Raw genomic sequence first — 21,940 nt, 5'->3', positions numbered from 1 at the left:
CTAGACGAGGTGAACCGTTCAGGAGCAGAATCGTTCTGCACCGACACGGAGGAGGGCCTGTGGCCGCCACGCTGACCGCTGCTCCACGCCGGGCTCCCGGGTCGCCCGTCGTCCGCGCCTGCTGGGTCGTCTCCGGCGCCCTCGTCGCCTCCGGCCTGCTCCACCTGGTCGTCGCCCTGCTCGCGGACCGGCCCTTCGGCGGCCCGCTGTCGTTCCGCAAGCCCGCGACCTTCGGCCTCTCGTTCGGCACCACGCTGGCGGCGGTCACCTGGGTCGCCGGCCTGCTCGTGCTCGCCCCGCGCACCCGCTCGCTGCTGCTCGGCGTGCTCGCCGTCGACTGCGTCGTCGAGGTCAGCGGCATCACCGTGCAGGCCTGGCGCGACCGTCCGTCGCACTTCGACACGGAGACGCCGTTCGACCGCTCCGTGGCGATGCTGCTCGCCGCCGGCGGAGGCGTGCTCGTCGTGGTGCTGGGCGCCCTCGCCGTCACGGCCTTCTGCGGCCGGGTCGATGGGCCGCCGAGCATGCGGCTCGCCCTCCGGGCGGGCTTCGCGTTGCTGCTCGCCGGGCTGGGCGCCGGCGTCGCGATGATCGTGCGCGGCACCGTGCTGGTGCAGAGCGGGCACCGCCAGGCGGCGTACGACACGGCGGGCTTCCTCAAGCTCTTCCACGCCGTCACGCTGCACGCGGTGCTCGTCCTGCCCGCCCTCGCGGCGCTGCTGGCACGGGCAGGGGTCCCCGAGCCGGAGCGGCTGCGCCTCGTGCGGCTGGGCACCGCGGCGTACGTCGTGGTCGCCGGCGCGGTCCTCGTCGTGCAGGTGCTCGTGCTCCTGCTCGCGCGCTAGCCGACCTGCTCGCTCCCTGCACTGCGCAGGACGTAGAGGAGGGTCAGCCCGGTGCCGACCAGCAGGGCCGCCGCCGAGAGCCCCAGCGACCAGTGGACGCCGATCGCGCTGCCGAGCAGTCCGACCGTGAAGCCGCTGCCGGCTCGCAGCCCGTTGGCCGACATGCCGTAGACGCCGATGACCTGGCCGCGCTTGCCCTCGGGGGCGCGCAGCTGCACGATCGTCTGCCCGATCGACATGCTCGCGAGGTTCGCGACGCCGCCGACGAGGAGCAGCACCACGGAGAGCAGCAGGTTGCGGGTGACGGCGAAGCCGAGCATCGCCGCGCCGTAGACCGCGGTGCTCGCGACGGCGGTCCGTACGGTCGGGCGGAGCCGCCCGGTGACCTCGAGCAGCAGCCCGCCGACGACACCGCCCGCGCCGGTGGCGAACAGCAGGACCGAGTACGCGGTGTCCGCCGAGAACCACCCGTGGTCGTCCGCCGCGAAGATCGGCATCGCCGACTGCAGGGAGGCGCCGACGAAGAAGGACCCCAGTCCTCCCAGGATGATCTGGCTGACGATGACGGGGTCGTCACCGACCTCGCGCAGCACGCGCAGGGCGCCGGCCACCGTCAGCCGCGGGCGCGCCGCCTCGCCGGCGCGGCTGTGACCCGTGAACCGCGTACGCGCCAGGAAGATCGTCAGTGGCAGGTAGATCAGCACGTTGGTGAAGATGCCCGCGGTCGGGTGCAGGCCCTGGAGCAGTGCTGCACCGACGACGGGTCCGAAGAGCACGCCGAGGCTGCGCGCGGTGGCGTTGAGGCGTACGGCGCTCGGCAGGGCCTCGTCACCGACGAAGTCGTGCAGCATCAGCTGCTCTGCGGGACCCCAGAGCGCGCCGGCCAACCCGTGCACGACGAGCAGGACGCAGGCGGCGGGCACGGTCAGGCTGTCGGTGAGGAAGAACAGCCCCCAGCCGACGGACACCGCCATGAAGAGCAGTTGGGCGACCTGGATGACGCGCCGGCAGTCGTAGCGGTCGGCGAGGCCGCCGAACGTCACGGACAGCAGGAGGAACGGCACCCAGTGGGCGATGACGGCGAAGCCGGCGAGCGCGGGGGCGTGGAACCTCTGCCACAGCACCCAGTACGTGATGACGTGCTCGATGTTGTCGGCCATCATCGAGAGCATCCCGCCGACGAGGTACGTGCGGCAGTCCTTGTTGCGCAGGGCCGCGAACTTCGCTGGCCCGGTGCGCTGCTCGCCGGCGGTGCGCGGTCCCGGCTGCGCTCCCAGCGCGACAGGGGCGGGCTCCGGGGGAGTCAGGGTGGGGACGTGGGTCGGGACTCCGCAGGCAGCGCACACGGTGCACCATCCTCCCAGCCCGCCGTTCGGGCGGGCAACGGGCTTCCAGCTGGACGCCCGTGCCGGGGACCGTGCGCGAGCTCGCCCGCCGCCGCGCGACGCCCGCCCACGACGACGGGGAGTAGGAGCCGGCTCGTGGGGCACCAGACCGCCATGGTGTGGAGCAACGGAGGTCGGCGCCGCTCCGGTCGCTACGGGCAGGGCGGCTACGGACAGGGCTGGGGCGGTGGGGGCTACGGCCAGGGCCCCTTCGGCGGCGGGCCGTTCGGCGGAGGTGGTGGCGGCTACTACGGCCGCCGCGGCGGGGGCGGCGGGGGCGGCGGGTGCCTGCGCGACCTGCTGCTGCTCGACGCCGGCTGCTGCCTCGCCGAGTCCCTCGGCTGCGGCGGCAACCTGCTGCTGGTGGCGCCCCGCCTGCTGCGTGCCCAGCGCGCCTCCCGCGAGGGGACGTGGGCGCTGCGGCTGGTCCGGGCGTACCGCACGCAGGTCAGCCCGCGCCGCGCCCGGCCCTGCTGCCGGATGGAGCCGTCGTGCTCGGCGTACGCGGAGGAGGCCCTGCTGCGCCACGGCACGCGGCGCGGCACCGTTCTGGCGGCCCGGCGCCTGCTGCGCTGCCGCCCGGGCGGTCCGCGCGGGCTGGACCCGGTCCCCGACGCCTGAGAGCGCCGGCGGGTCCTACTGCGCGGCGGCCTGCGCGCCCTCGGCGCCGCGCAGGTCGACGACCCGCAGGGGCTTGAGGTAGTGCGCCACCGCGCGGCCGCCGCTGCGCTCGACGATCCAGCTGCCGCCCTTGGCGGTCGTGTCCGGCGCGGCCGGCACCTCGACCCGCGCGTCGGCGCGCCAGCGGCGCAGCAGCCCGTTGAGCAGCTCGCCGTGGGTGCAGAAGAGCGACCCGTCGGCGCCCGTGTCGAGCAGCATCTCCTCAGCCTCGTCGAGGCCGGCGTCCGGCGCGAGCAGGGCGCTGAGCTCGGGCTCGAGGTCGAGGACCTCCGAGAGCGGTGCCAGGGTCTGCCGGCAGCGGCGGTACGGGCTGGTGACCAGGCGCGTCACCGGCAGGCCGCCGAGCTGGCGGGCGAGCCCCTCGGCCTGCTGCTGGCCGCGGCTGCTCAGCGGGCGGTCGACGTCACCGAAGGGCCACAGCCGCTTGTCGCCGGCGTGGGCGTGGCGGACGAGGATCAGCAACGCCCCTCCTCGTGCTCGGCGCGGTCGTGGCCGGCGCGCGTGGACTCGTCGCCCCCGCAACGACCCTGCGGCATCCAGTGGACACCCGCGAGCGGCGCGGGGGCAACCACCCCTCGTCCGCGGCTCATGCTCCGGACGTCCGGCCCAGCGGGGCCAGCTGCGCGGCGAGCCAGCGGGCGTCGAAGCCCGTGCGGCGCGCGGTGTGCTCCACGGAGTAGCCCTGCCGCAGCAGGTCGAGCGCCTGCTCCTCGGTCCACCCGAGCTGCGGGGCGTTGGCCTGGCGGACCACCACCTCCGTGAAGGCCGGGGTGCCGTCCGCGGGGCGCGTCGAGCCGAGTCTGGGCATGGCCCCCAGGGTACGCGGGTGATCGTCCGCCGTCCGTGGCCCACCCGGGTGGTTCACCCTCGGGGGCAGGCCGGTCGGCTCCTCGCGGGTCGCTGGGCGGCGGGCCCGGCGTCGGTGGCGCGTGCCACCATCGGGTGCAGGTCGAGACGTCCCCGCTGCCCCGGGAGGTCCGACCGTGCCCACCCCGCCCGTCCCGCCGTCCACCCTGCCGTGCGACGAGCACCGGCCCGTCGAGGTGCTCCACGAGGGACGGTGGGTCCCGGGGACGCTGCTCCGCGCGTACCGCACGGGCGGGCGGTGGCGCGCGGTCGTGCGCTACGCCACCGCCCCCGGCGAGCGCTACCAGCAGGCCCGGTGGGCCGAGGACGTCCGCCCCGCCCGCGAGGAGTGACGCCGTGTGCCCGCGGGCACGACCCGGACGAGGACCACCGACGGAGGGGACGCGCGTGTTCGAGGCCGAGAGCATCGGGCTGTGGCGGGACAAGGACGTCATCGACCCGCAGGGCGGCAAGATCGGGACCCTGGAGTCGGTCTACGTCGACACCGGCAGCGACGAGCCGTCGTTCGCGGGGGTGAAGACCGGCATCATCGGGCGGCACCGCATCGTGTTCACCCCGCTGGCCGGAGCGACGGTCGGTCCGGGCTACGTGCGGATCCGGTTCGACAAGGACCTGGTCAAGGGCGCGCCCGGGATCGACGTCGACGGGGAGCTGCCTGCCGACCAGGAGCCGGCGGTGTTCGCGCACTACGGCCTGGCGTACGAGACCGGCGGCCCGCGGCGCCTCGCCCGCCGCTGACCCCTGCGTGGCGGTGATCCCGCCGCGCGGCCCAGCCCTGCCGTGATCATGCACGTCCTGGGCGCCCAGGGCAGCCTCCGCACGCGGTGATCATGCACGTTTGGCGGGGCGCAGCCTCCGCGGCCTCCGCGCGTGATCATGCAGGTCTTGGGCGGTCGCGGGCCCGCGCAGGCCCCCCTTGTGCCGTGATCATGCACGACTTGGGGGCCGCACCCCGCGCACCCCCTGTGCCGTGATCATGCACGTCCTGGGCCCAAGACCTGCATGATCACGGCGAAGTGGCGGTCTCCAAGATCTGCATGATCACGGGGAGTGAAGAAGGCCCCGCCCCCGAGCCCGCGCCGGACGTGCATGGTCGCGGCGAGGGGGCCCGCCCAGGACGTGCATGATCACGGCGAGGGGGTGACGCCAGGATTTGCATGATCACGGCGAGGGGAGCGTGAGGACGTCCGCCCCGTCGTCCGTGACGACGAGGGTGTGCTCGAACTGCGCGGTGCGCCGGCGGTCGCGGGTCACGACGGTCCAGCCGTCCGCCCACATGTCCCAGGCGATCGTGCCGAGCGTGAGCATCGGCTCGATCGTGAAGACCATGCCGGGCTCCATGACCGTGGTGGCCCGCGGGTCGTCGTAGTGCGGGATCACGAGCCCCGTGTGGAAGCCGAGGCCCACGCCGTGGCCGGTGAAGTCGCGCACCGTGCCGTAGCCGAAGCGCCGCGCGTAGGACTCGATGACCCGGCCGATGACGTTGACGGGGCGACCGGGGCGCACCGCGCGGATGGCCCGGTCCAGCGCCTCGCGGGTCCGCTCGACCAGCAGGCGGGACTCCTCGTCGACGTCGCCCACGAGGTAGGTCGCGTCGGTGTCGCCGTGCACCCCGTCGACGTACGCCGTCACGTCGATGTTGACGATGTCGCCGTCGCGCAGCACGGTCGAGTCCGGGATCCCGTGGCAGATGACCTCGTTGACCGAGGTGCAGCAGGACTTGGGGAACCCCTTGTAGCCCAGCGTCGACGGGTACGCGTCGTGCGCCACGAGGTAGTCGTGGCACACCGCGTCGAGCTCGTCGGTCGTGACTCCGGGCCGGATGCGCGCAGCGGCCGCCTCCATCGCGTCGGCGGCGATCCGCCCGGCACGGCGTACGCGCTCCACCGTCTGCGCGTCGAGCACGTGGGAGCCGCGGTAGGGCGCCGGCGCCGGCCGGTCGACGTACTCCGGGCGGGCGATGTGCGTCGGCACTGGTCGGCGGGGGGAGAGGGTCCCTGGGACGAGCGTCATGATGGCTCGATCCTAGGTCGCGGACAGCCCGGGCCGGTGGGAGCGAGGAGGGGTCGTGGCGGAGTACTGGTACTGCCTCAAGCACGGCACGGTCGAGGACACCGAGCTGTGCCAGGGCGCGGACCGGATGGGCCCGTACCCCTCGCGCGAGCAGGCGCAGCACGCGCTCGAGTCGGCCGCGCAGAAGACCGAGGCCTGGGACAAGGACCCCCGCTGGAACGATGACTGACCCCGGTTGGGACGACGACTGAGGCGGCCTCAGCCGTAGGCCTGCTCCACGGTGGGGAACGATCCGCTGGCGACGTCGGCGGCGTACGCCCGGGCGGCGGAGTCGAGCACGCCGCGGAGGTCCGCGTAGCGCTTGACGAAGCGCGGGACGGGGTCGGGCGAGAGGCCCGCCATGTCCTGCCACACCAGCACCTGCGCATCGGTGCCGGCCCCGGCACCGATGCCGACCGTCGGGATCCGCAGCGTCTTCGAGACGCGCTCGGCGAGATCGGCGGGTACGGCCTCGAGGACGACGGCGAACGCGCCGGCCTCCTCGAGCGCGACGGCCGCGTCGAGCAGCCGCTCCCCGTCGTCGCCGCGGCCCTGCACGCGGAAGCCGCCGAGCTGGTTGACCGACTGCGGCGTCAGGCCGAGGTGGCCCATGACCGGGACACCGGCCTCGACGAGCGCGTGCACCTGCGGCACGACCTGGGTGCCGCCCTCGAACTTCACCGCGTGGACCTGCGCCTCCTTGAGGAAGCGCGCCGCGGTCTCCAGCGCCTGCGCCGGACCCGCCTGGTAGGAGCCGAAGGGCAGGTCCGCCACGACGAGGCTGCGCCGCGTGCCGCGGACGACGGCGGCGGACATCGAGACGAGCTCGTCGACCGTCACCGGCAGCGTCGTCGCGTGGCCGAGCACGACGTTGCCGGCGCTGTCGCCCACCAGGAGCACGGGGATGCCGGCGCCGTCGAAGACGCCGGCGGTGAGCGCGTCGTACGCGGTGAGCGTCGCCCAGCGCTCCCCGGCGTCCTTGGCCGCCTGGAGGTCGCGGATCGTGATGCGGCGCCCGGAGACCCGGGCGACGGGGGGCAGGACGGGGTCGTTCGCCATGACGGCGCTCCTTGCGATCTCGAGGCGCTCGGTCGCGTCCCCGGACTGGTACCCATCGTGCCACGCACCCAGGCCTGCGGGCAGGGGCCGGCTCGGCAGGTCAGCGGTGCCGGCGCTCCCTGAGGTACTGCGCCCACGCCAGGGCCGCTCCGGCCGCCAGGAGCGCGGGCGGGGCGAGCCGGCCGCGGCCACGCTCGCCCGCGGCGAGCGTCCCGCCCCACGACCGGCTGGACATCAGCGACCACCGCGACTGCCAGGAGAGGGCGGAGCCGACGGACAGCGCGGAGCCGACGGAGAGCACCGAGCCGGCCGACCCGACGCTGCCGACCGACAGCACCGAGCCCAGGCTCCCCACCGAGAGCACGCTGCCGCGGGAGCCGATGGACAGCACCGAGTCCTGCGACCACAGGGACCAGAGCGAGCTGGAGGGCATGGCGGCATCCTGGCCCCGCACCGCACCGGTGCGCCAGGACATCGGGGTCTCAGCCCTACTGCGCCAGCGAGACCCCGCCGTCGACCACGAGGACCTGGCCGGTGACGAAGCCGTTGCCGACGAGCATCGCCACTGCTCTCGCGATGTCGGCGGGCTGGCCGATGCGGCGTACGGGTGACTTCTCCGCGAGAGTGGTGAATTACCCGTCGCGCACCTCCGCGGGGACGCCCTCCCACCAAGGGGTCTCGACGACGCCGGGGCTGACCGCGTTCACCCGGACGGGCCCGAGCTCCGCGGCGAGCGGCGGGACGGCCGCCTCGAGCGCTCCGTTGACGACAGCCAACCCTGCGGTGCCGGGCAGCGCGGCCTGCGCGCTGGCTGCCGTCACCAGGGTGACGGAGGCGCTGGGTGCGAGGTGAGGGAGGGCGGCCTGCAGGGTCTCGAGCTGCGCGAGGGTCTTCGCCTCCAGGGCGCGGCGCACCGCATCGAGGTCGAGGGACGCCAGCGGACCAGCCCCCTCGCCCCCGCTGACACACACCACGAGGTGGTCGACGGGAGCGACACGGGCGAAGAGCGCGTCGAGCTCCGCGCGCCGCGTGCTGTCGACCCGCTCGGGCTGCAGTCCCTGCGCTGCGGCTGAGGCGAGCCGCTCGGGGTCGCGACCGGTGACGACGACCGAGGCGCCCTGCTCGTGCAGCAGGGCGGCCGTGGCGAGCCCGATGCCCGACGTGCCACCGACCACGACGACCCGCTGGTCCCGTACGGTCATCTTCGTTCTCCTCTACCGAGACGTCTCGTCTCGCCAATGCTCGGCCGAGACGAGACGTCTCGTCAAGGGACTATGCTTCCGCCGTGCAGGATACGAGGAGGGCGGCCACTGGCCGGGTGCGCAACGAGCAGGCGCGCCAGGACATCCTCGATGCGGCGCTCGCCCTCGCCGCCGCTGATCTGGACGGCCTCACCGTCGACGCCATCGCGGCTCGCGCCGGCGTGGGGAAGCAGACGATCTACCGCTGGTGGCCCTCGAAGTGGGCCGTCGTCCTCGACGCGCTGGTGGAGCGCGCGGCCACCGATGTCAGCCCCGGCACGGGTACGCCGGAGCGCCGACTGGCGACGTTCCTGGCGACCTCCTTCGCCTCGCTGGAGACGTCGACGGGTCCCGTGCTCCGTGCGCTCATGGCGCGCGCGCAGTTCGACGCGGAGTTCGCGGAGGTCTTCCGCGGGCGGCTCGTCGAGCCGCGCCGGGCCGTGCTCCGCGAGCTGCTTGCCGAGGGCTCCGGCCGTCGCGGAGCGGACCTGGATGCGCTGGTGGACATGCTCTTCGGGGCGATGTGGTACCGCTTGCTGGTCGGCCACGGAGCGCTGGACCGGGCCTTCGCGCGGCGCCTCGCGCGGCTCGCGGTCGCGTCCTCGCCGCCCGAGCCGATGGGCTAGTGCGCGGGGAGCGCCGAGGGATCCGTACGCCGCCCGCCCCACCCGCGACGGAGCCGGACCGCGCCGAGCGCGCGGCAGGCGAGGTAGAGCGCGAACGAGATCGTCGTGACGTACGGGCTGATCGGGACGCTCGTGCCGAGGGCGACGAGGATGCCGCCGACCACCGAGATGACGGCGAAGGCGACGCTCAGCAGCGGGACCCGGAGCGGAGACGCCGTGACCCGCATGGCGGCGGCCGCGGGCGTCACGAGCAGCGAGAGGACGAGCAGGGCCCCGACGACCTGCACGGCGAGCGCGACGGACAGGCCGAGCAGCAGCATGAACACCGGCCCGAGTGCGCGGACGGGCACCCCGCGGGCAGCGGCGACGTCGGGGTCGACGCTGGCGAACAGCAGGGGTCGCCACACGACGAGGAGCGCGACGAGCACGACGGCGGCCGTCACGAGCAGCGCGCCGAGCTGCGTGCTGTCGACCGCGACGATCTGCCCGGTCAGCAGGCCGAACTTGTTGGCGGCCCTGCCCTTGTAGAGCGAGAGGAACAGCACTCCGAGCCCCAGGCCGAACGGCATGAGCACGCCGATCGCGGAGTTCCGGTCCCGCGCCCGGACGCCGAGCATCCCGAGGACGAGCGCGGCGGCGAGCGAGCCGATGATCGAGCCCGTCGTGACGCTGACGCCGAGCAGCAGGGCCCCTGAGGCGCCGGCGAAGGAGAGCTCGGCGATCCCGTGGACGGCGAAGGGGAGGTCGCGCGCAATGACGAAGGTGCCGACGAGCCCGCCGAGCAGGCCGAGGACGGCGCCCGCCAGGAGGGAGTTCCGTACGAGGGGGAGGAGCTCGAAGTAGTCGCGGAAGTCGACCACGTCCGAGAGCTGCACGTGCGTCACGAGGTCCTCCGCAGGGCGGGCGGTGCGAGGTGGTGGTGGTCGTCGTACGCGACGGAGCGCTCGTGCGCCCCGAGCACCACGAGCCGTCCACCGGAGCGGACGACCTCGACTGGAGAGCGGTAGAGCTCGCTGAGGGTGCGGCTCGTCATGACCTCGTCGGGCGTCCCGAGCCGGAAGGCGCCGTCGATGAGGTAGAGCACCCGGTCGACCATGTCGAGCACGGGGTTGATCTCGTGGGTGACGAACAGCACCCCGGTGCCCGCCTCGCGGCGCCGGGAGTCGATGAGGGCGCCCATCGCGCGCTGCGCAGGGATGTCCAGGGAGAGCAGCGGCTCGTCGCAGAGCAGCAGGCGCGGGTCGTCGGCGAGCGCCTGCGCGATCCGCAGGCGCTGCTGCTCCCCGCCGGAGAGCAGGCCGACGGGGACGTCGGCGTACGCCGAGGCGCCGACCGACGCGAGGAGCTCGTCGACGCGGGCCCGGCGCCGGCGGCTCGGGAGCCCGGTGCCCCAGCGGTGGCCGTCGATCCCGAGCCCCACGAGATCGCGGGCGCGCAGCGGCGAGGTCGCGTCGAACGCCCGCTGCTGCGGCACGTACCCGACGTCCGGCGCGCCACGGCGTACGGGCCGCCCGGCGACCAGGGCGCTCCCGCCGGTGAGCGGCTCGAGGCCGAGGACGACCCTGAGCAGGCTGGTCTTCCCGGAGCCGTTGGGGCCGAGCACCGCGACGAGCTCGCCGGCGCCGAGGGCCAGGTCGAGGCCGCGCCACAGGTGGTGCCGGCCGTAGGAGAGCGCGGCGTCCCGCAGCTCCAGGACTGCGCTCACGTCCCGTCCAGGGCGTGTCCGAGTCGGGACACGGTCTCGCCCATCCAGGTCAGGAAGTCCTGCCCTGCCGGCAGTGTCTCGGTCACGGGGACGACCGGGACGCCCGCGGACCTCGCGGCCGCCAGGACCCGCTCCGTCGTGGTCCCCGTGGTCTGCGCGTTGTACACGAGCACGGCGACCCGCTTGCGGGAGTAGAGCTCGAGGGTCTCGTGCAGCACCGCGGGAGAGACGTCGGTGCCCTCCTCGACCGCCTCGCTGAACGCGTGCGGGGTCCGGTCGACCAGCCCGGTGGCGGCGAGCAGGTAGCCAGGGACCGGCTCGGTGATGCCGACGCCCTCGCCGGCGTGGGCCTGCCCGATCTCCCGGTCGCGCTGCTCGAGGTCGTGGAGGCGGCCGATGAACCGCGTCGCGCCCTGCTGGTACGCCGTGGCGCCTGCCGGGTCGGTGGCGCTCAGCGCGGTGGCGACGGCGGTCGCGACCTCCTCGACCGTGGGGAGGTCGTACCAGACGTGCTCGTTGAGCTCCCCGCCCGGCGGCGCTGTCTTCCCCGAGACCTCGACCGCGTCGATGACACGCCTGGACCCGCCCGCCGAGGCGAGCATTTGCCGCACGAAGTCGTCGTAGCCGCCGCCGTTCTCGACCACGACCTGCGCCTTGGCGAGGGCAAGCTGGACCTTCGCGTCGGCCTCGTAGGAGTGCGGGTCCTGGTCCGGGTCGCTGATGAGCGAGACCACGCTGGCTCGGTCTCCGGCCACCTGCCGCACGACGTCGCCCCACACGTTGGTCGACGCCACGACGCGCACGGGCCCACCGTCAGCGGCGGGGGTGGCACCGCTCGCTGCGCCGCTGCTCGCGCACGAGGCGCAAGCGAGCAGCGCCGCCAGCACCACCGGAACTGCTGCCCATGAGGGGCTCCTGGTCGTCATGGTGGGTCCGTCCACTCCTCGCGGCACGTTGAGAATGAGAGTGATTCTCATTATGCACATAGAGGCGAGCGCGGAGGCATACTGGACCGGCCATGGTGAGCCGAGACCTTCCCCCTACACGACCGCGCTCGACCCGTCAGCGCGCGGCGGTGGAGGCCGCGCTCGCCGGCACCCCGGAGTTCCGCAGCGCGCAGGACCTCCACGCCGAGCTCCGTGCGAGCGGCGAGCCCGTCGGGCTGGCCACGGTCTACCGCGCGCTCCAGGCCCTCGCCGCGAGCGGAGAGGTCGACGTCCTGCTGCGCCCGGACGGCGAGGCGCTCTACCGGCAGTGCAGCCCGAAGCACCACCACCACCTGGTGTGCCGGGAGTGCCAGCGCACCGTCGAGGTCGCCGGGCCGGCGGTCGAGCGGTGGGCCGACCGGGTCGCGGCCGAGCACGGCTTCACCGACGTGGCGCACACGCTGGAGATCTTCGGGACCTGCGCGGAGTGCTCCTCCCGCTGAGCGGTGGCGTCAGTCGCCCGCGGTGCCCGCAGCCGGGCGCCGCCCGCTCGCCTTCACCAGCAGGACGCCGACCGCTGTCGTCAGCGGGACCGCGAGCACGAGGCTGACCGCGCCCACGAGCGTGCTCACGATCTCCTGCGCGAGCGCGCTGCTGGTGAGCGTCTGCGCCAGCGGGCGCTGGTAGAGCTCGATGAGGAGGAGGACCGGGAGGCTCGCCCCGGCGTACGCGAAGGCGATCGTGTAGACCGTCGAGGCGATGTGGTCGCGCCCGATGCGCATCCCGCCGGCGAACAGCCGCGCCGCCGACGTCCCCGGCGCGATCTCGTGCAGCTCCCAGACGGCCGAGGCCTGCGTCACCGTGACGTCGTTGAGCACGCCCAGCGTCCCGATGACGATGCCGCAGAGCAGCAGGCCTGGGAGGTGGACGTTCCCGGCAAGCGCGCCCACGGTGAGGTCGTCGTCGGAGCTGACGCCGGTCAGGTGCGCCGCATGCACGGCGACCCGGGCGAGCCCGGCGGCGGCGCCCAGCCCGAACAGCGTGCCGACCAGCGCCGTGCTCGTGCGCACGCTGATCCCGTGGGCGAGGTAGAGCACCACGAACACGATGGCGGCGGAGGCCACCACGCCGACGAGCAGCGGGTCGCGCCCGATGAGGACGGCCGGCAGCACGAACTCGACGACCAGCCCGAACGCGAGCACGAGCCCGGCCAGGGCGAGCAGCCCGCGCAGCCGCGCCACCGCCACGACGAGGACGGCGAAGACCGCGGCGAGCACGACGAGGGGAGTCCCGCGGGTGAAGTCGCCGAACGTGTAGGTCGCGTGCGTCGTGACCTGGTCCGCCGGCAGGCGGAGCAGCTGGATCCGGGTCCCCGCGGACACCCCCGCGTCGACCGTCTGGTTGGTCGCGTCGACCGGGGCCGTCCTCCCCTTCTCGGGACCGGAGGTCAGCCGCACGACGAGGTGGGCGCACACGACCGTGCGGGTGGCGGCGTCGTCCCCCTCCACCCCGACGGTGCAGACGTACGGCTCGACGTCGGTGACCGTGCCGCTGACCGTCGTGACCCCGTCAGCGGCGTACTTGCCTGCCGCAGGGAGGTACGTCGCGGGGTCCGCCCGCGGCCACAGGTGGACGAGCCCCGCCACGGTGAGGCCCGCCAGCGGGACGAGCACCGCGACGAGCAGGAGGACGGCGCGGGCGGGCGGGGGCGCCGCCCGCCGACGACCCCCCGAGTGCGCGTGCGCACCACCCACAGGACACCTCCACCCCCAGCACCGGCCCCCGCCAGCGGGCCGACGACCGGGGCAGTGCCGGCGTCTCCGCGCTGCAGCGTACGGGTCAGCCGCGCCGTCGGGCGACGGCCCGGCCGGCCAGACCGGCTGCCAGTACGACGATCCCTGCGGCGGCGTTGGCGACCGCGTCGTAGCCGAGCACCGCGAGGCTCGAGAAGCCGATGGCGCTGCGGACGTCCGCGAGGCTCACCGCCACCACGACCACCGCGCCGAGGACGAGCTCGGCGCGGTGCGGCAGCTGGAAGCGCGGGTGGACGGCGGCCAGTGCCGTCGGCAGCTCGGCGTCGCGGGCCATCGCCAGCGCCGTACGCCCCACGCCCGCCATCGCCGTCAGCAGCACACCGGCGCTCGCGGTGACGGCACCGACGCGGACCAGGCCCGCGAGACCGGGGAGGTCCCCCGCCGCGACCGCGTCGCGCAAGGGGACGGGCGACGCCCCCGTCGCGGCCGGGCCCAGGACGAGCAGCACGCTGACGCCGACCACGGCGTACACCGCGATGACGAGGCCGAGCGCGACCGGCACCGCCCGCGGGATCGCGCGCCGCGGGTCGCGCACCTCCTCGCCGAGCGTGGCGACGCGGGCGTAGCCCGCGAAGGCGAAGAACAGCAGCCCGGCGGCCTGCAGCACCCCGTGGAGACCGGCGGCCCGCAGGTCGTGCGCGACCGGGAGCGCGTGCCGCGGACCGGGGGCGGCCAGCGCGCCGACGACCACGAGCCCGAGGCAGAGCAGGGTCACCGCGACGAGGACGCGGTTGAGCACGGCCGTCCGCCGGATGTCGAGGTAGTTGACGGCCGTCATCACGACGGCGGCGGCGACGCCGCCCGCCTGCGGGTGCTCGGCCGCCAGGGCGGCGGTCGAGGTCGCGTTGCACCACGCGACGACCGCCGCCAGCGCGAGCGCCACGAGCAGCGCCGAGCCGGCAGCGCGGGCAGCCGGCGCGTACGCGGAGAAGACGCCGGCGCCGACCATCGCGCCGAGGCCGACGAGGACGGCGTCGCCGACCCCCAGCCGGCGGGCGAGCCCAGCGGGAGGCGTCGCGCTCACGGGGTCAGGCGGTGCCGCCGCGCTCACCGGCGGGGGAGGTCTTCGCCGGCACCGGAGTGTCGTGCGAGGCGCCCGGTGCCGGCTCGCGCCAGCGCGAGGTGATGGGCAGCCGGCGGTCGCGGCCGAAGTTGCGGGCGGAGATCTTGGGGCCCGGCGGGTACTGCCGGCGCTTGTACTCCGCGGCGTCGACCATGCGGATGACCCGCTCGACGAGCGCCGGGTCGAAGCCCAGCGCCACGAGCTCGGCGCTGCCCCGGTCCTGCTCGACGTAGTCGTCCAGCAGGTCGTCGAGCAGGTCGTAGGGCGGCAGCGAGTCGGTGTCGCGCTGGTCCGGCCGGAGCTCCGCCGACGGCTCCTTGTCGATCGAGTTCGGCGGGATGGGCGGGGTCTCCCCGCGGGCCTCCGCGTCGGCGTTGCGCCAGCGGGCGATCGCCCACACCCAGGTCTTCGGGACGTCCTTGATCGGCGCGTACCCGCCGACGGCGTCGCCGTAGAGCGTGGAGTAGCCGACGGCGAGCTCGCTCTTGTTGCCCGTCGCCAGCACGAGGTGCCCGTGCTGGTTGGACAGGCCCATGAGCGTCGTGCCGCGCACGCGTGCCTGGAGGTTCTCCTCCGCCAGGCCGGTCAACTCCACCTCCCCGAGGTACGCCGCCACCATCGGCGCGATCGCCACCGTCGAGTAGTGCAGGCCTGTCCGCTCGGCGAGGTCGGCCGCGTCGTCCTTCGAGTGCTCGCTGGAGTAGACGCTCGGCAGGCTCACCCCGTGCACGTTGTCCGCGCCGAGCGCGTCGACCGCGAGCGCCGCGACCACGGCGGAGTCGATGCCCCCGGACAGGCCGAGGATGACGGAGCGGAAGCGGTTCTTCCGCACGTAGTCGCGCAGGCCGACGACGAGCGCCGACCAGACCTCCTGCTCGTCGGGGACGCGCTCGGCGACGCTCGCGGGCTGCGGGTCGTACGCCGGCAGCGGCTCGCTGCTCGCCACGGTGCGGCGGATGCGGACGCGCCCGCCGTTCGCGGCGGTCAGCGAGCTGTCCTCGTCGCGCGGCTCGGCGGTGGCCGCGGGCAGGTCGAGGTCGACGACCAGCAGCGCGTCGTCGAACTGCGGCGCGCGGGCGAGCACCTCGCCGTCCGGGGCGACGACGAGCGAGTCGCCGTCGAAGACGAGCTCGTCCTGGCCGCCGACGGTGTTGACGTAGGCGAGCACGCACCCGGCCTCCGCGGCCCGGCGGCGGACGAGCTCGAGGCGGCCGTCGTCCTTGTTGCGCTCGTAGGGCGAGGCGTTGGGCACGACGAGCAGGCCCGCCCCGGCCTCGCGGGTCGCCGCGACCGGACCGCCGTCCTGCCACAGGTCCTCGCAGACGGCGATGGCGACGTCGACGCCGTGCAGCCGGACGACCTGGAGGTCGAGCCCCGGCACGAAGTAGCGGGCCTCGTCGAAGACGCCGTAGTTCGGCAGGTGGTGCTTGTCGTAGCGGGCGAGGACCTCGCCACCGAGCAGGAGCGCGGCGCTGTTGCGCGGCAGCCCGGCGGGCCTGCCCGTCTGCGGCGGGGCGTCGGGGGAGGCGTCGAGGTAGCCCACGACGACGGCGAGGTCGCCGAGCCCGGCGTCGGCCAGCTGGCGGGGCAGGGCCGCGAGCGCGGCGCGCGAAGCGGTCTGGAAGGACTTGCGCAGCGCCAGGTCCTCGATGGGGTAGCCGGTGAGCGCCAGCTCGGGCAGGACCAGCAGGTGCGCACCCGCCCCGGAGGCGTCGCGCGCCGCCTGCAGGCACAGCTCGGCGTTGCCGTCGATGTCGCCGACGACGGTGTTGACCTGGGCGAGGGCGAGGCGCAGCTGGGGCACGGCCCGAGCCTAGCCCCGCCCTCGTCGCGGGTTCCGTGTCTCGGGGGCCTGGTCAGCCGCCGACCGCGACCGCCGCGATGTACGCCGTGGTGTTCGCCAGCGGGTGGACCACGACGGTCGGCGCGAGGCAGCGCGCCGGCAGGTCGACGTGCGCCGTGAGCCTGGCGTCGCCGCGGGCCGAGAGCGGGACGGCAGCCGTCGTCGCGACCGGCGCGGTGCTGTCGGCGCCGCAGAGCACGGACGCGGAGACGGTCGTGACCGAGCCGATGGTGCCGGCGGCGGCGCCCGCGGTGAGCAGCAGCCCGCGGACGCGCACCTCGAGCGCGCCGGAGCGGTCGAGCGTGGCGCGCCCCGTCCCCGCCCACGGCGCGCCGCCGGGGTGGATGCCGTGGAGCAGCGGGTCGCTGGGCAGCGAGCCGACGACGGTGCCGCGCAGGGTGGTCTGCGCCTCGCCGGCGACGGCGGCGCGGACGGGTCCGAGCGCGGCCGCGGCGATGAGGACGGCGCCGGCAGCGCCGGCGCGGCGCAGCAGGACGGGACGGGTGGGCAGGTCCATGGGGGACTCCTCGGGACGACGGTGGTCGGGGTGTCCGGACGTGGTGCGTCGACGCAGGGGGTACGCGCCGTCCGCCCCCGCCGTTCACCCGGCACCCGACGTCGTGGCCCTGGTGCGCGCCCTGGTCCCGCACCAGGGCCACGACGTCGGGTACCGCGGCGGGCGGAACGCGCACGTCACACAGGCGCCGCGTGGCGTAACACCCGCGTAACCTCCGTCCGGCAGGATCCGCGCCCATGGGCAGGCAGGAAGAGTTCGTGCTCCGGACCATCGAGGAGCGCGACATCCGCTTCGTGCGGCTGTGGTTCACCGACGTGCTGGGCTTCCTCAAGTCGGTGGCCGTCGCCCCGGCCGAGCTCGAGGCCGCCTTCGCCGAGGGGATCGGCTTCGACGGCTCGGCCATCGAGGGCTTCGCCCGCGTCAGCGAGTCCGACATGCTCGCCAAGCCGGACCCGGCGACCTTCCAGCTGCTGCCGTGGCGCTCCGAGGGCCCCGGCACCGCCCGCATGTTCTGCGACATCCTCATGCCCGACGGCACACCGTCGTTCGCCGACCCGCGCTACGTCCTCAAGCGTGCGCTGTCGCGGGGCGCCGAGCTCGGGTTCAGCTTCTACACCCACCCCGAGATCGAGTTCTTCCTCTTCGAGCGCGGCCTCGCCCCCGACGGCCAGCCGGTGCCGGTCGACTCCGCGGGCTACTTCGACAACACCCCGCACGGCGTGGGCCACGACTTCCGCCGCCAGGCCATCACGATGCTCGAGGCGATGGGCATCTCGGTGGAGTTCAGCCACCACGAGGGCGCCCCCGGCCAGCAGGAGATCGACCTGCGCTACGCCGACGCGCTCACCACGGCTGACAACATCATGACGTTCCGCCTCGTCATGAAGCAGGTCGCGCTGGAGCAGGGCGTCAACGCCTCCTTCATGCCCAAGCCCTTCACCGACTTCCCGGGCTCCGGCATGCACACCCACCTGTCGCTGTTCGAGGGCGACCGCAACGCGTTCTACGAGGCGGGTGGCCCGTACCAGCTGTCGAAGGTCGGCCGGTCGTTCATCGCGGGGGTGCTGCGCCACGCGGCCGAGATCACCGCTGTCACCAACCAGTGGGTGAACTCCTACAAGCGGCTCTCCGGCGGCGGCGAGGCCCCGAACTACATCTGCTGGGGCCACAACAACCGCTCCGCGCTCGTGCGCGTCCCGATGTACAAGCCGCAGAAGGGCGGCTCGACCCGCGTCGAGATCCGCTCGCCCGACACGGCCACCAACCCGTACCTCGCCTTCGCGCTGCTGCTCGCGGCGGGCCTCAAGGGCATCGAGGAGGAGTACCCGCTGCCCGAGGGCGCCGAGGACGACGTGTGGTCGCTGACCGACTCCGAGCGGCGCGCGCTGGGGATCGTCCCGCTGCCGACCTCGCTCGACGAGGCGATCCGCGCGATGGAGGGCAGCGAGCTCGTCGCCGAGACCCTCGGCGAGCACGTGTTCGACTTCTTCCTGCGCAACAAGCGCCAGGAGTGGAGCGACTACCGCCGCCAGGTCACGGCCTTCGAGCTCGACCGGATGCTGCCGGTCCTCTGACCCGGCCGGAGCGGGGCTAGGCTCCGGGAGCGTGCCGCCCGCCCTGCGCTCCAGCAGCGCCGACCCGCGTCGCGGGCGCCTGGCCCGCCTCGGCTTCGGCGACCCCGAGCGCGCGGTCGGGCTGCTCGAGCCGTTCCCCGGGGCCGACCCCTTCGCCGACGAGGACCTGCTCGCCGGGCTCGGTGCCGCTGCCGACCCCGACCTCGCCCTGCGCGGCCTCGCGACCCTCGTCGAGCGCCAGCCTGACGGCGGCGTCGAGCTCCTCGGTGCGCTGCGTACGGACCCGCTCCTGCGCGCGCGGCTGCTGCTCGTGCTCGGGGCGAGCGTCGCGCTCGGGGAGACCCTCGCCCGCCAGCCGAGCGTCTGGCGCGAGCTGGCCGACCCCGCGCCTCCCGCCGAGCCGCGCGCCGAGCTGCTCCGCGCGGTCGGCGCCGACGCCGGCGACGACGTCCCCGTGGGGAACGCCGACCGCGCGACGGACCTGCTGCGGGCGGCGTACCACCGCCTGCTGCTGGGGATCGCGGCGCGCGACCTCGCCGGCGAGGCGGACCTCGTCGCGACCTCCGCGGCGCTGGCGGACCTCGCCGGTGCCGCGCTCGACGCCGCGCTGGCGGCGGCCCGCGCCGGTGAGCCGGACCAGGGGCGCGCCGCGCGCCTCGCCGTCATCGGCATGGGCAAGTGCGGCGGCCGGGAGCTCAACTACGTCAGCGACGTCGACGTCATCTACGTCGTCGAGCCCGCGGCCGGGGTCGAGGAGGCTGAGGCGCTGAAGGTCGGCACCCGCCTCGCCCAGGGGCTCATGCGCATCTGCATGGCGCCCTCGCCCGAGGGGGCGCTGTGGGAGGTCGACGCGGCGCTGCGGCCCGAGGGCAAGCAGGGCCCGCTGGTCCGCACGCTCGCGAGCCACGTCGCCTACTACGACCGCTGGGCGAAGACCTGGGAGTTCCAGGCGCTGCTCAAGGCCCGGCCGGTCGCCGGCGACGCGGAGGTCGGGACGGCGTACTGCGCGGCGCTCTGGCCCCGGGTCTGGGAGGCGGCGGCGCGTGACGGCTTCGTGGCCGACGTCCAGGCGATGCGGCGGCGGGTCGAGGAGCACATCCCGCGCGCGGAGCAGGAGCGCCAGCTCAAGCTGGGCCGGGGCGGGCTGCGCGACGTGGAGTTCGCCGTGCAGCTGCTCCAGCTCGTGCACGGGCGCGGCGACCCCGGTCTGCGGTCGCGCTCGACGCTCGCCGCGCTCGCGGCGCTCGGCGCGGAGGGCTACGTCGGGCGCGACGACGCCGCCGCGCTCGACGAGGCGTACCGCTTCCTGCGCACGCTCGAGCACCGCATCCAGATGCACCGGATGCGCCGCACGCACCTCGTGCCGCAGGACCCGGAGGACCTGCGGCGCATCGGGCGCAGCTTCGGGCTGGCCGGCGACCCCGCCGACGCCCTGGTCAGGGAGTGGAAGCGGCGCCGGCACGAGGTCCGGCGGATCCACGAGAAGCTGTTCTACCGCCCGCTGCTGCACGCCGTCGCCAAGCTCGAGCCGGGGGAGGCCCGGCTCACCGCCTCCGCGGCCCGCGCCCGGCTCGAGGCCCTCGGCTACACCGACCCGGCGGGCGCCCTGCGCCACCTGGAGGCGCTGACGACGGGCGTCTCCCGGCGGGCGGCGATCCAGCGCACGCTGCTGCCGGTACTGCTGGGCTGGTTCGCCGACGCGGCCGACCCGGACGGCGGCCTGCTCGCCTTCCGCCGCGTCAGCGAGGCGCTCGGCGAGACCCACTGGTACCTGCGCGACCTGCGCGACGAGGGCGCCGCCGCCGAGCGGATGGCGCGGGTGCTGGGCAGCAGCCCGTACGCCGCCGACCTGCTGCTGCGCGCGCCCGAGGCCGTGGCGATGCTCGGCGTCGACGGCGAGCTGGTCCCGCGCCCGCGCGCCGCCCTGGTCGAGGAGGCGCTGGCCCTGGTGCGCCGGCACGACGACCCGACCGCCGCCGCGGCCGGGGTCCGCGGGCTGCGCCGCCGTGAACTGTTCCGGATCTCCGCCGCGCACGTGCTCGGCCTGCTCGACGCCGAGGCGGTCGCACGTGCGCTCACGGTCGTCGCCGAGGTGACGCTCGCCGGTGCGCTGGCCGCGGCGCAGGCGTTCGTCGCGGGGGAGCGGCGTTCGCCGCTGCCGACGCGGGTCGCCGTCATCGGCATGGGCCGGCTCGGCGGCGAGGAGATGAGCTACGGCAGCGACGCCGACGTGCTGTTCGTGCACGAGCCGCTGCCGGGCGCCGACGAGCGCGACGCGACCGACGCGGCGTTCGCGGTCGCCAACGAGCTCCGCCGGCTGCTCGCGCTGCCCGCGCCCGACCCGCCGCTGCTCGTCGACGCGGACCTGCGGCCCGAGGGGCGGCAGGGCCCGCTGGTCCGCTCGCTGGCGTCGTACGCCGCGTACTACGCCCGGTGGGCGCTGGTCTGGGAGCGCCAGGCGCTGCTGCGCGCGCGCCCGGTCGCCGGTGACGCGCAGCTCGGCGAGCGGTTCCTCGAGCTGGTCGCGCCGCTGCGCTGGCCGGCGGAGGGTCTCGAGGACGCCGACGTCCGGGAGGTGCGGCGCATCAAGGCGCGGGTGGAGGCCGAGCGCCTGCCCCGCGGCGTCGACCGCGCCCGCCACCTCAAGCTGGGCCCGGGCGGGCTGTCCGACGTCGAGTGGTGCGTGCAGCTGCTCCAGCTGCAGCACGCGGGGCAGCTCGAGGGGCTGCGCAGCCCGCAGACGCTCGCGCCGCTCGCGGCGGCGGAGCAGGCGGGGCTGGTCGGGGCCGAGGACGCCGACGCCCTGCGGACGGCGTGGGTGCTCGCCAGCCGGATCCGCGACGCGGTCGTGCTCGTGCGCGGGCGGGCCGGGGACGAGGTGCCGAAGGACCTCCGCGAGCTGCTCGGCGTCGCCCGCCTGGTGCTGGGTCAGGGCGCGACGCCCGCGGCGCTGCAGGAGGAGCAGCGCCGGGCGGCGCGGCGGGCGCGGGCGGCGATGGAGCGCGTCTTCTACGGCTGAGCCGGGTTCGCGCCATCCCAGCTCCCCGCGGCGCCCCTCAGCTCCTCGTGACCCCCCCATCTCCCCGTGATCATGCAGATCCTGGGCCCCAGGACGTGCATGATCGTGGTGGAGTGGGCGGCCCCAGGATGTGCATGATCACGGGGGAGCGGGTGGCCCAGGACGTGCATGATCACGGGGTTGGGGCGAGACGTGCGAGGAGCCCGCCCCCCGAGGGAACGGGCTCCTGCGACGTGCTGGGTCAGCTGCGACCGGTCGGCCTCAGGCCGCTCGTGCGGTCAGAGCCGCGCGCGGCCGGTGCCGCGGCCGTTGACCGCGCGCCAAACCAGCAGCGCGATGATCGCGCCGATGACCGAGCCGATGATGCCCGACGGCTGGAAGGCGCCGTCGTTGCCGTCGTGGTTGAACAGCAGGTAGCCGAGGAACCCGCCGATGAACGAGCCGACGAGGCCGAGGACCAGCGTCGCTCCGATGCCCATGGCGTCGCGGCCGGGGACCAGCGCGCGGGCGATGAAGCCGGCGATGAGGCCGACGATGAGCATGACGATGATCGTGCCGATCATTGCATCCTCCGATGCTGTGGTGGACGTTGCTGATCCACTACTACCCGGGCAGGACGCCCTCCTACACATGGACTTCGCGCCCGGACGGGTGAGCGGCTCAGGACGGTGCAGGACCCGCCGATGGGCGGAGGAGGGCTGCCGGCGGCGACGGGGGGTGGGG

General features: G+C 74.9%; 23 protein-coding genes and 1 pseudogene. 9 read left to right on the top strand and 15 right to left on the bottom strand.

Annotated features, from left to right (window positions below; genetic code table 11):
• Nucleotides 1–59 precede the first annotated feature (59 nt).
• Nucleotides 60–845, top strand: a complete 786-nt coding sequence (locus EV189_RS06945) for a hypothetical protein (RefSeq protein WP_231116151.1) — start codon at nucleotides 60–62, stop codon at nucleotides 843–845.
• On the opposite strand, the gene EV189_RS06940 is transcribed toward EV189_RS06945, so the two are convergent.
• Nucleotides 842–2,191 (bottom strand): MFS transporter, encoded by a 1,350-nt coding sequence (locus tag EV189_RS06940; RefSeq protein WP_231116150.1) that lies wholly within the window; start codon nucleotides 2,189–2,191, stop codon nucleotides 842–844. The genes EV189_RS06945 and EV189_RS06940 overlap by 4 nt on opposite strands.
• A 135-nt stretch (nucleotides 2,192–2,326) precedes the next feature.
• Between EV189_RS06940 and yidD the strand changes: the two genes are divergently transcribed.
• Nucleotides 2,327–2,851 carry a membrane protein insertion efficiency factor YidD gene (gene yidD / locus EV189_RS06935; RefSeq protein WP_231116149.1) on the top strand — a complete coding sequence of 175 codons (525 nt, stop codon included), beginning with the start codon at nucleotides 2,327–2,329 and terminating at the stop codon, nucleotides 2,849–2,851.
• Nucleotides 2,852–2,866: 15 nt separating this feature from the next.
• Here yidD and EV189_RS06930 read toward each other — a convergent pair whose 3' ends face one another.
• Together EV189_RS06930 and EV189_RS06925 are read right to left on the bottom strand one after the other, a co-directional pair.
• A complete protein-coding gene (locus EV189_RS06930) occupies nucleotides 2,867–3,373 on the bottom strand; it encodes a SixA phosphatase family protein (RefSeq protein WP_130492215.1) in 507 nt (168 codons plus the stop codon).
• A gap of 124 nt (nucleotides 3,374–3,497) precedes the next feature.
• Nucleotides 3,498–3,719, bottom strand: coding sequence for a hypothetical protein (locus tag EV189_RS06925; RefSeq protein WP_130492214.1), 222 nt, complete (start codon nucleotides 3,717–3,719; stop codon nucleotides 3,498–3,500).
• Between the two features lie 175 nt (nucleotides 3,720–3,894).
• Between EV189_RS06925 and EV189_RS06920 the strand changes: the two genes are divergently transcribed.
• On the top strand, nucleotides 3,895–4,110 hold the full coding sequence (locus EV189_RS06920; protein ID WP_130492213.1) for a hypothetical protein: 216 nt from the start codon (nucleotides 3,895–3,897) through the stop codon (nucleotides 4,108–4,110).
• 55 nt (nucleotides 4,111–4,165) lie between these two features.
• Nucleotides 4,166–4,516, top strand: a complete 351-nt coding sequence (locus EV189_RS06915; protein ID WP_130492212.1) for a PRC-barrel domain-containing protein — start codon at nucleotides 4,166–4,168, stop codon at nucleotides 4,514–4,516.
• Nucleotides 4,517–4,939: 423 nt separating this feature from the next.
• Here EV189_RS06915 and map read toward each other — a convergent pair whose 3' ends face one another.
• On the bottom strand, nucleotides 4,940–5,791 hold the full coding sequence (gene map / locus EV189_RS06910) for a type I methionyl aminopeptidase (protein WP_130492211.1): 852 nt from the start codon (nucleotides 5,789–5,791) through the stop codon (nucleotides 4,940–4,942).
• Nucleotides 5,792–5,846: 55 nt separating this feature from the next.
• Between map and EV189_RS20090 the strand changes: the two genes are divergently transcribed.
• Nucleotides 5,847–6,020: a hypothetical protein gene (locus EV189_RS20090; protein WP_165400165.1), complete on the top strand. Its 174-nt coding sequence runs from the start codon at nucleotides 5,847–5,849 to the stop codon at nucleotides 6,018–6,020.
• A gap of 29 nt (nucleotides 6,021–6,049) precedes the next feature.
• Here the strand turns inward: EV189_RS20090 and panB are convergent, their stop codons facing one another.
• The 3 genes and pseudogenes from panB to EV189_RS06895 all read right to left on the bottom strand — a co-directional run bounded on the left by panB (nucleotide 6,050) and on the right by EV189_RS06895 (nucleotide 8,091).
• Complete coding sequence (panB, locus tag EV189_RS06905; RefSeq protein ID WP_130492210.1) at nucleotides 6,050–6,889, bottom strand: 3-methyl-2-oxobutanoate hydroxymethyltransferase; 840 nt, start codon at nucleotides 6,887–6,889, stop codon at nucleotides 6,050–6,052.
• 100 nt (nucleotides 6,890–6,989) lie between these two features.
• Nucleotides 6,990–7,322 carry a hypothetical protein gene (locus tag EV189_RS06900; RefSeq protein WP_130492209.1) on the bottom strand — a complete coding sequence of 111 codons (333 nt, stop codon included), beginning with the start codon at nucleotides 7,320–7,322 and terminating at the stop codon, nucleotides 6,990–6,992.
• A 55-nt stretch (nucleotides 7,323–7,377) separates the two neighbouring features.
• Nucleotides 7,378–8,091: pseudogene (locus tag EV189_RS06895) on the bottom strand (SDR family oxidoreductase).
• Nucleotides 8,092–8,174: 83 nt separating this feature from the next.
• Here EV189_RS06895 and EV189_RS06890 point away from each other — a divergent pair.
• Nucleotides 8,175–8,756, top strand: coding sequence for a TetR/AcrR family transcriptional regulator (locus tag EV189_RS06890; protein WP_130492208.1), 582 nt, complete (start codon nucleotides 8,175–8,177; stop codon nucleotides 8,754–8,756).
• Here EV189_RS06890 and EV189_RS06885 read toward each other — a convergent pair.
• The 3 genes from EV189_RS06885 to EV189_RS06875 are packed head-to-tail and all read right to left on the bottom strand — an operon-like array spanning nucleotide 8,753 to nucleotide 11,264.
• Nucleotides 8,753–9,640, bottom strand: coding sequence for a metal ABC transporter permease (locus tag EV189_RS06885; protein ID WP_231116148.1), 888 nt, complete (start codon nucleotides 9,638–9,640; stop codon nucleotides 8,753–8,755). The genes EV189_RS06890 and EV189_RS06885 overlap by 4 nt on opposite strands.
• Entirely contained in the window at nucleotides 9,637–10,461 is an 825-nt protein-coding gene (locus EV189_RS06880; protein WP_130492207.1) for a metal ABC transporter ATP-binding protein, read from the bottom strand. Before EV189_RS06880 ends, EV189_RS06885 begins: the two co-directional genes overlap by 4 nt.
• Nucleotides 10,458–11,264 (bottom strand): metal ABC transporter solute-binding protein, Zn/Mn family, encoded by an 807-nt coding sequence (locus EV189_RS06875; RefSeq protein ID WP_231116147.1) that lies wholly within the window; start codon nucleotides 11,262–11,264, stop codon nucleotides 10,458–10,460. The genes EV189_RS06880 and EV189_RS06875 overlap by 4 nt, the downstream gene beginning before the upstream one ends.
• 215 nt (nucleotides 11,265–11,479) lie before the next feature.
• Here EV189_RS06875 and EV189_RS06870 point away from each other — a divergent pair, with 215 nt between their 5' ends.
• Nucleotides 11,480–11,890, top strand: coding sequence for a Fur family transcriptional regulator (locus tag EV189_RS06870; protein ID WP_196788533.1), 411 nt, complete (start codon nucleotides 11,480–11,482; stop codon nucleotides 11,888–11,890).
• A gap of 9 nt (nucleotides 11,891–11,899) precedes the next feature.
• Here EV189_RS06870 and EV189_RS06865 read toward each other — a convergent pair whose 3' ends face one another.
• From EV189_RS06865 to EV189_RS06850, 4 genes are all read right to left on the bottom strand, one after another.
• Nucleotides 11,900–13,141, bottom strand: a complete 1,242-nt coding sequence (locus EV189_RS06865; RefSeq protein WP_130492205.1) for a YibE/F family protein — start codon at nucleotides 13,139–13,141, stop codon at nucleotides 11,900–11,902.
• A gap of 85 nt (nucleotides 13,142–13,226) precedes the next feature.
• Complete coding sequence (locus EV189_RS06860; RefSeq protein WP_231116146.1) at nucleotides 13,227–14,225, bottom strand: APC family permease; 999 nt, start codon at nucleotides 14,223–14,225, stop codon at nucleotides 13,227–13,229.
• A 4-nt stretch (nucleotides 14,226–14,229) separates the two neighbouring features.
• Nucleotides 14,230–16,068 carry an NAD+ synthase gene (locus EV189_RS06855; protein ID WP_130492204.1) on the bottom strand — a complete coding sequence of 613 codons (1,839 nt, stop codon included), beginning with the start codon at nucleotides 16,066–16,068 and terminating at the stop codon, nucleotides 14,230–14,232.
• Between the two features lie 52 nt (nucleotides 16,069–16,120).
• Nucleotides 16,121–16,624, bottom strand: coding sequence for a hypothetical protein (locus EV189_RS06850; RefSeq protein WP_130492203.1), 504 nt, complete (start codon nucleotides 16,622–16,624; stop codon nucleotides 16,121–16,123).
• Between the two features lie 236 nt (nucleotides 16,625–16,860).
• On the opposite strand from EV189_RS06850, the gene glnA reads away from it, so the two are divergent.
• Together glnA and EV189_RS06840 are read left to right on the top strand one after the other, a co-directional pair.
• The gene (glnA, locus tag EV189_RS06845) at nucleotides 16,861–18,198 is read left to right on the top strand and encodes a type I glutamate--ammonia ligase (RefSeq protein WP_130492202.1); all 1,338 of its coding nucleotides are present in this window, start codon (nucleotides 16,861–16,863) and stop codon (nucleotides 18,196–18,198) included.
• A gap of 31 nt (nucleotides 18,199–18,229) precedes the next feature.
• A complete protein-coding gene (locus EV189_RS06840) occupies nucleotides 18,230–21,217 on the top strand; it encodes a bifunctional [glutamine synthetase] adenylyltransferase/[glutamine synthetase]-adenylyl-L-tyrosine phosphorylase (RefSeq protein ID WP_231116145.1) in 2,988 nt (995 codons plus the stop codon).
• 278 nt (nucleotides 21,218–21,495) lie between these two features.
• On the opposite strand, the gene EV189_RS06835 is transcribed toward EV189_RS06840, so the two are convergent.
• Nucleotides 21,496–21,780, bottom strand: a complete 285-nt coding sequence (locus tag EV189_RS06835) for a GlsB/YeaQ/YmgE family stress response membrane protein (RefSeq protein WP_130492201.1) — start codon at nucleotides 21,778–21,780, stop codon at nucleotides 21,496–21,498.
• Nucleotides 21,781–21,940 lie beyond the last annotated feature (160 nt).

Source organism: Motilibacter rhizosphaerae (assembly GCF_004216915.1).
Lineage (GTDB): Bacteria > Actinomycetota > Actinomycetes > Motilibacterales > Motilibacteraceae > Motilibacter > Motilibacter rhizosphaerae.
The sequence above is the reverse complement of the archived record's forward strand: the minus strand, read 5'-3'. Positions and strand labels throughout refer to the sequence as shown.